Below are 7837 nucleotides of genomic sequence, written 5' to 3'. Positions count from 1 at the left end.
GACTAATTATAAAATGGAACCGAAAAATAAAAAATAAAGGTAACTTAGTTAATGCAGTTTAGATGTCGAACAGCTTATATAATTAGAAACCGGATTTCTGTAGTTGTTAATAGTCCTGGATGCACGGGTTGTCTAGAAAGCCGATTTCTGAGCGGGTGGCTGCTTGCCAAAGGTATGATTGAGAGTAGAAACCGGATTTCTGAGGTAAAGTGCGTCTGGGACTGGTTAATTGTTAATTATCGATCGAGCGGCTTCTAGCAGCAGGCGCTGTTCGGCGCGGACGATCGCCCTGCTAGTTTGTTCTGCAGCATCGACATTGACCGAAATAGACGAAATTCCCCACCGCACGAAGGATTCAACTGTATCGGGATACAATGCGGGAGCGTCGCCACAGATCGAGCAAGGAATGCCGGCAGCCCTCGCCTCTTTGATTAATTCTTCGATCGCCCTCATCACTGCTCGATCGCGCCCGTTGAAAGCACCTGCTACCTGGTCGGAGTTGCGGTGACTGCCTAACAGAAATTGGGTTAAATCGTTGGTGCCGATAGAAATTCCTTGAACTCCGGCTTTTACGTAATCTGGTAATAAAAATAACACTGAAGGAACTTCCGCCATAATCCACATTTGAAATTCTGGCGCTCGGTTTTTCCAAACTGTTTCTAAGCGCTGGCGGCAGTAGATAAACTCCTCAACCGAGCGCACGAAAGGCAAAATTAAATTAACATTTGTATGACCTGACTCGTAGACTTTTTGAAGTACGCACAGTTCCCAATCAAATAACTCCGGTTCAAAGGTATAACTGAAACTGCCGTGGGCGCCTGAGTCCCGCAAATCCAGAGAGCGATAAAATATTGGCCGCGGCGAAACGGCAGCAGCAAATAAACTCAGGCAATCCGCCATGCGATCGACAAATTCCGATTGGCGGCCGTCTTGTAGCCAAACTTTGGGGTTTTGACAGTCCAAAGCTTCTAATGCCATTAATTCCGATCGCAGCAATCCGATGCCGTCTATTGGCAGATTTTTGAGGCGGTCAATCGAACTTGTTTGGCTGACATTAACTAGCAGTTGAGTCGCCGTTGGTGGGCCCCAAACATATTGACTAGACTCAGATTGTCGAGCTTTAGGCGCGGAATTGGACGATCGATCAGAGGTAGAAGATTGGTGCTTGGCTATTGACATTTTGGCTGCTGTACTGTATATATCGACCTTTTTGGCTGTGTCCCGAAGTCGGCGGCTGTCTCCTGTCTCGATCGCATCCGGTTGGGTGAGGGCAAAAACTTCTCCGCTATCGCCGTCTACCAAAACCGAATCGCCCGAGGCGATCGCCCGAGTGGCGCCGGCAACTCCCACAACGGCGGGAATCCCCAATTCTCTCGCTAAAATGGCGCCGTGGCAGGTCATGCCTCCTTGTTCCGCAACCACCCCAGCAGCCACTTTTAGCCAAGGCAGCCAATTCGGATCGATTGTCGGGGCTACCAAAATGCCTCCGGCTAAGAATTCCACGTTTTCTGGGTGGGAATTAGTCATAACTTGGGCAATTGCTTCGGCTTTTCCTGATGCTGCTGCCAAACCTCTGAGTATCGCAGGAGTCCGGGCTGGGGCGATCGAGTTTGGGTGCGGGAGGGCGATCGGATTTTCCTCTACCGGCACGACTTTTTCCCCTTTCACAAGACGAACTTGAGTGAAATAAAACTGCGGTTCGCCGCTGTTTGCTGTCTGGTTTAGCGTCCATTCCAAAATTAAATCGGAGTCAAATTCTGCGATCGCTTTTTTACTCAATTCAATGATTTCTTGCAGTTGCGATTCCTCTAAAACGTATTCTGTTTGTGCTTCCTCTCCCAGCGCTAAAACTTGCACGCAACAGTCAGTAAAATCAGGAATTATAAATGGAGAATCGGGAATTGGAAAAGCAGCAAACTTGCCCAGCAGCAGTTTTTTTTTCGGTTCACCATCGCCGGCTTTGAGATTGTAGGCTAATGTTTTGTAACCGATCCGCTGGAATTTAACCGCAGTTGTTTCTGGCTGCACTTGATAGTAATCGGGGATGGTTTCTCCCCTAGCGAGGGACAATCCCAAACCGCTTGTGGCTTGGATTTCCCACTGTGCGCCCGCCTTTGTTTTCACCTCGCCCGCAGCGATCGCTTCTTGAAGTGGCTGCACCAAAACTGCGGGATTGATTTGCTGTACCCGCAGGCCGCACCGCTGCCAGTAAAATAGACTTCGGGCTCTGAACATTTCTGCCCAAGCTCGTTTGAGTCCTGCCCCAAGGGCTTCGGGTTCTGCCCGTACTGCCTGAGATTCCAGAATACCGACTGTTTTCGGGTTCCAGGAAGTCAGGGAAGGGCGAAAAATTAAGGCTGTGGAGTTTAAGTTTGACTGTGAGTTGAGTTGAGAAACAGCAGACTCTAGGGTGGAGAGCAGTGAATCTGACAGTTTGCCGGCGAGGATTTGGTGGCGGATGCTGCGGGCGATCGATTGCAGTTGTCTGGGTTCATCGACATTCAAGTGCAGGGAAGAGTGTGGCCAGTCAGCAAACAGCGGTTCTAGGCAGTCGATCGACTCTAAAAACTGCCAGAATGTAGTAGCCGGCACGACAAAACCCGGTACAACAGGATGATTTTTCTGGAGCAAACAGCTCAAGTAAAATGCTTTTTCTCCCACTGCATCTCGGTCTGAAGGTTGAATTTTGTCTAACCAGTAGAGGTTTTTCACGCTGCGAGCCTGTCGGTGGAAACTGATTGAAGTTGAAAGTTTTTCCCATTAATCACTTACGACAATTTTAGGATGAACAAGCGAAAATGGACGGGATTAGTCAAATCTTTTCTCAATCTATTTCTTAAGTCTAACTGTCCTCTTTGTCAGCGACCGGCCGCCGGAGAGTTTTGTGCGTACTGTCACAAGCAACTTCAGCGATGTCAGTTAAGCGATCCCGGTCGATTTTGGCATTCAGAGCAGCGTGTTTTTGTGTGGGGTGAGTATGGCGGGGTTCTCAAACGGGCGATCGCAGCTTTGAAATATGACGGCAATCCGCAATTAGCCAAACCTCTAGGCGGCTGGCTGGCAGAAGCTTGGCTGAGTTTTCCCGAATTAGCTATAGACAATTTAACAGTTGTACCGATTCCCCTGCATCAAGAAAAGCTCAAGGAGCGCGGTTTTAACCAGGCCGAACTTTTGGCTGAAAGTTTTTGCGAGCTGACTGGTTTGCCTTTGCAGCGGCACGGTTTGGAGCGGGTGAAAAATACTCAGGCTTTATTCGCTCTGACGCCACAGCAGCGACAAGCGGAAATGAAAAATGCTTTAAGTTTGGGGAAAGATTTTCGTCGTCGCCTCCCGCGCGATCGAGTGTTGTTAGTTGATGATATTTACACTAGCGGTACTACGGTTAAGTCGGCAATTAAAATATTGGAACAGTCGGGAATTTCGGTTTATGGAACTGTGGCACTTGCAACTCCGAATAAGAGCGATCGGTAAGCTGTGACTGCCTTTAATTTTAAACAGCTTTGTAGTGAGGAAATGATATTTATCAGGATTTGCGAAGAATATTTTTTGGGAAAAACGAACCGCGAAGACGCGAAGTCCGCGAAGGAAGAGAAAGAAGAGAGAGAGTTTAGGCCGAAAGCGGGAATTGGTTGCTGATGTTCCACCGGCTGCCGTCGTGAAGCAGTAAAGTTAACGCGGAAGCGGTAAACTCAAAGTGGAGCGATCGCCCTGCAAATTCCAACCAAGCCGTTTGAAAATTCTCCTTAGTTAAATCGCGAAAGGCTACTGTCATGTGCGGTACAAATGAGCGACTTTGAGAAACTCGATCGACAATTCCCAAATTTGCCTCCATATAACTCATCAAATCTTTGTGAATCTCCAGCAATTCGGGTGATTTGACAACATCAGCGTAAATGACGCGCGGCGCGAAAGCAGCAAAACCGGATAGAGTAACGGGAATGGGCAGCCGATTTGCCGAAAACTCCTTCAAACTTTGCTCTAATGTTGGAACATCCTCCGCTAACAAGTGAAAAGGAGGTTGCAGCGTGATGTGCGGCGGCGAATTCAAAGCACCGCGGCTGTTGTAGTGTTCCGCAAAATACCGTTGAATCTCAGTAATCTGGTGTTCAATATCGGGAGGCGGCACTAGGGCAATAAAAAATCGCTGTTTTGACTGGTTCATGGGATAACATCGCAGTTAAGAAAGGATGGTGCAAAATGGAATATAGAGCATTTGCCCTAGATCCCATTGCTGATCACCTATGCCCAATCTAAAATATAAAATCTAAAATCCCAAATAAAAATGCCTTGGTTTGTCAAAATTGAACAAGGAATTGTCGAAAAGCCTGTCTTTGACCAATACGTGCCAGCTCACAGAGCTTATGTCCGAGAGTTGATTTCTAAAGGACACCGAGCGAAAACTGGCTACTGGGCGCGACGGGGCGGCGGTATGTTGATGTTTGAGGCGGGTTCCATGGATGAGGCGAAGGCGATCGTCGCTGAAGACCCGCTGGTGAAGAACGGTTGCGTTATTTATGAAATTTATCACTGGTGTGTGGTTGAAGAATAAATAACTGTGTTATACTCATATGTGAACTGGACCCACGCGATTCCAACGCCCAAATCTTGTCAGGACCGGAAGGTAGCAGCAACACGGGATGCTTGTAATAGGCGTGGTCTCCGGTTCACCCAGTTTTATGAGGTGTAGATCCTATGCCTGGTTTCGGAGATATTTTACAAAAAGCAGTTTACCTTGGTGTCGGGCTAGCTTCCTATGCTGGTGAAAAAGCTGGCAGCAAGTTAACTGAATTACGCACTGAAGCCCAAAAGCTGGCAGACGAATTGGTGAAGCGGGGCGAGATGTCCACCGAAGAAGCTCGCCGCTTTGTTGATGATATGGTACAACAGGCTCAACAGCAGCCCCCCGTAGCCGAGGCTGGGAACGAAAAACCGGCTGAACCTCGGCGGATTGAAATTATTTCTGAGGAAGAAGATGTCTCGGCAAAAGATGCTAAAGAGACAGGCGGCGTAGACAAGCTCCGCGAACAGGTGCAGAATTTACAAGAGGAATTGCGACGACTGAAGCGGGATTAAGCTGGAAAAAGCTCGCGCAGCAAAGCATGAAGGGAACTCAGGATAATACTCTTGAGTTCCCTTTTTAAATATCTGCCCTGTCAGATGTGGACGGATATCCGGCAATAGGTAATAGAATTGGAAGTAGGTGCGATCGCTTCGCATGAGGCTGGCTGCACGTATCTGTAAAATATTTTGTAATAGCAAGCTGTCAAATTCATGGAAGATTGGTCTAAAGATTTTTTTGGAGTAATGGAAAATGCTGTTTCTGAAGTAGAGCATTTTTTCAGCGAAATGGGCGAAGAGTTTGTCGAAATGCTGGACGTTTTGGCAAAAATGTCGGAAGAGTTTACAGAACAAGTACAAAATAATCTGATTAATGACATTGACGGTTATTTCAATGAATTTGACGGTTTATTTAATGAATTTATCGAACCGATAATTGAAATTTACCGCGACTTCGACCCTGAGTTTGATGAGATAGATTTGTCGATGGTGACTTATGTAGACCCTTCGCCGACGCAGCAGCCGGCTTGTCGCGGTTGTCGTAACTATCACGGTCAAGTTTACGGGGGAAATTTGTTGGTTTGTGCGATGCACCCTACCGGTGTGGAATCGGAGAGTTGTGCTGATTGGGAAACTGACAGCGATATGAATTTTTAAGAGTTTTTGAGGGTTTAATGGCTTATGGTAACGTCAATTCAGTCTCCGTCAAAGATTTCTCTGGAAGAGTTTTTGCTATTGCCAGAAACTAAGCCGGCTAGCGAGTATGTTGATGGTCAAATTTATCAAAAAGATATGCCACAAGGAAAACACAGTACGTTACAATTCGAGTTTCCATCTGTTATTAATCGAGTTGGCAAACCGCAGAAGTTAGCTTATGCGTTTCCAGAATTGCGCTGCACTTTTGGGGGACGTTCTATTGTTCCAGATATAGCAGTGTTCGAGTGGCCGCGGATTCCTCTGAATTCTCTGGGAAAAATTGAAAATAGGTTTGAAATTGCTCCGGATTGGACAATTGAAATTTTATCGCCAGAGCAAAGTTCAAGTCGCGTAATTAATAAGATTCTGTTTTGCCTCAAAAATCACACTAAATTGGGTTGGCTGATTGACCCGGAGGAAGAATTGGTAATTGTTTTTAAACCGCAGCAAGAACCTGAGATTAAGGAGAATGAAGATATTTTACCTGTTCTCGATGTGCTGTCGGATTTGCAAATGTCGGCGGCGGATTTGTTTGGGCTGTTAAGTTTCGATCGCCCGTGAGTTACAGTTGAGTATAGGGAATTTTGCATCTAACGGCATTTAAAGGTGAATCGCTCAACGGCTAATAATTCGCAATTTGGATTTCCGAATATGCCGCCATCGCTGCAATTGCGACACTATCAGCGAGTGGCGGTTGCTAATTGGTTTGCGAATCAGGGACGCGGTACGCTGAAGATGGCGACGGGTAGCGGCAAGACGATTACTGCACTGGCGATCGCCACTGAATTATACAATAAAATTAACCTGCAAGTCCTGCTGGTAATTTGCCCTTACTGCCACCTGGTGAATCAGTGGGCGCGCGAATCCGAGAAATTTGGTTTAAAACCTATTTTGGCTTTTGATAGCGCCCGCAGTTGGCAAAATAAGCTGGCTGCGGGTTTGTATGAAGTGCGCTCTGGCGAGCGAGCATTTCTCACAATCATCACTACTAATGCTACCTTAATGGGAGATAGTTTGCGATCGCAACTGCGCTATTTCCCAGAAAAAACCCTGATTATTGGAGACGAAGTTCACAACTTAGGCGCGCCCCGTTTAGGAGAAAGTTTGCCGCGCAATATTGGACTGCGGCTCGCCCTTTCCGCCACCCCAGAAAGGCATTTCGACGAACAAGGAACCGAAGCTATTTTAGATTATTTCGGCCCTGTTTTGCAGCCGGAACTCACCTTAGCCGACGCCATCCGCCAAAAAGCATTAGTACATTATTTATACTATCCAATTTTAGTAGAATTGACAGAAGCCGAAACCCGCAAGTATTCCCGCTTAACTCAAAAGATTGGCTGGGCGCTTTGGGGCGATGAAAAAGTAGAAGAAAACGATGCTTTAACGACTTTATTAATGCAGCGAGCCCGGTTGATTGGGGCGGCGGCTAATAAATTAGTAGCTTTGCGAGAATTAATGATTCACCGTCTCGACACAGCCCATACTTTATTTTACTGCGGCGACGGTGCGATCGAAGGAGGTGCGCGCCGAAATAACAACCGCCAACTAACAGAAACTGCGAAGTTATTGGGTTCAGAATTAGGCTACCGAGTTAACACTTATACTGCGGCAACTCCTTTAGCAGAAAGAGAACGATTGCGCCAGCAATTTGAGAGTGGAGAATTGCAAGGTTTAGTCGCGATTCGCTGTTTGGATGAAGGCGTGGATATTCCAGCAATTCGCAATGCTGTAATTTTAGCAAGCAGCAGCAATCCGCGCCAGTTTATTCAGCGTCGGGGACGCATTTTGCGGCCGCATCCGGGGAAGGAAAGGGCAACTTTATTTGACATGATAGTTTTGCCTCCGGATTTGGGCAGAGAAACCTTAGAAGTCGAGCGCAATTTGCTGCGAAAAGAGTTGAAGCGGTTCTTGGAATTTGCCGATTTAGCCGACAATGCTGGGGAAGCTAGAGTGAAATTGCTGCAACTTCAGAAGCGTTACGGGCTATTAGACATTTGACATTTATTAAGGTTCGGTTTATGTTTGAGAATAGAGAATTATTTGATCGCAGTTTTAGTTGCTACTTTTAATATTTGCACAAAAA

Annotated in this window: 8 protein-coding genes and 1 other RNA gene; 7 read left to right on the top strand and 2 right to left on the bottom strand. The window is 46.7% G+C overall.

Annotated elements, in window-relative coordinates; genetic code table 11:
- Positions 1–225: 225 nt before the first annotated feature.
- Positions 226–2712 carry a putative PEP-binding protein gene (locus QUB37_RS15290; RefSeq protein ID WP_333163336.1) on the bottom strand — a complete coding sequence of 829 codons (2487 nt, stop codon included), beginning with the start codon at positions 2710–2712 and terminating at the stop codon, positions 226–228.
- Between the two features lie 72 nt (positions 2713–2784).
- On the opposite strand from QUB37_RS15290, the gene QUB37_RS15285 reads away from it, so the two are divergent.
- Positions 2785–3471, top strand: coding sequence for a ComF family protein (locus QUB37_RS15285; protein ID WP_333163334.1), 687 nt, complete (start codon positions 2785–2787; stop codon positions 3469–3471).
- 136 nt (positions 3472–3607) lie between these two features.
- On the opposite strand, the gene QUB37_RS15280 is transcribed toward QUB37_RS15285, so the two are convergent.
- A complete protein-coding gene (locus tag QUB37_RS15280; protein WP_333163332.1) occupies positions 3608–4162 on the bottom strand; it encodes a 2'-5' RNA ligase family protein in 555 nt (184 codons plus the stop codon).
- 120 nt (positions 4163–4282) lie between these two features.
- Between QUB37_RS15280 and QUB37_RS15275 the strand changes: the two genes are divergently transcribed.
- The 6 genes from QUB37_RS15275 to QUB37_RS15250 all read left to right on the top strand — a co-directional run bounded on the left by QUB37_RS15275 (position 4283) and on the right by QUB37_RS15250 (position 7752).
- Complete coding sequence (locus QUB37_RS15275) at positions 4283–4549, top strand: YciI family protein (RefSeq protein ID WP_265234333.1); 267 nt, start codon at positions 4283–4285, stop codon at positions 4547–4549.
- Between the two features lie 23 nt (positions 4550–4572).
- Positions 4573–4669, top strand: an RNA gene (gene ffs, locus QUB37_RS15270) — signal recognition particle sRNA small type.
- A 23-nt stretch (positions 4670–4692) separates the two neighbouring features.
- Positions 4693–5073, top strand: a complete 381-nt coding sequence (locus QUB37_RS15265) for a phasin-related domain-containing protein (RefSeq protein WP_333163330.1) — start codon at positions 4693–4695, stop codon at positions 5071–5073.
- Between the two features lie 198 nt (positions 5074–5271).
- Positions 5272–5715, top strand: coding sequence for a hypothetical protein (locus tag QUB37_RS15260; protein ID WP_333163328.1), 444 nt, complete (start codon positions 5272–5274; stop codon positions 5713–5715).
- Positions 5716–5739: 24 nt separating this feature from the next.
- Positions 5740–6315: a Uma2 family endonuclease gene (locus QUB37_RS15255; RefSeq protein WP_333163325.1), complete on the top strand. Its 576-nt coding sequence runs from the start codon at positions 5740–5742 to the stop codon at positions 6313–6315.
- A 90-nt stretch (positions 6316–6405) separates the two neighbouring features.
- Positions 6406–7752 (top strand): DNA phosphorothioation system restriction enzyme, encoded by a 1347-nt coding sequence (locus tag QUB37_RS15250; RefSeq protein ID WP_333163340.1) that lies wholly within the window; start codon positions 6406–6408, stop codon positions 7750–7752.
- Positions 7753–7837 lie beyond the last annotated feature (85 nt).

The sequence above is a fragment of the Microcoleus sp. AT3-A2 genome (assembly GCF_036705685.1).
Classification (GTDB): Bacteria; Cyanobacteriota; Cyanobacteriia; order Cyanobacteriales; family Microcoleaceae; genus Microcoleus.
This window is presented reverse-complemented; position numbering and strand designations above follow the sequence as displayed.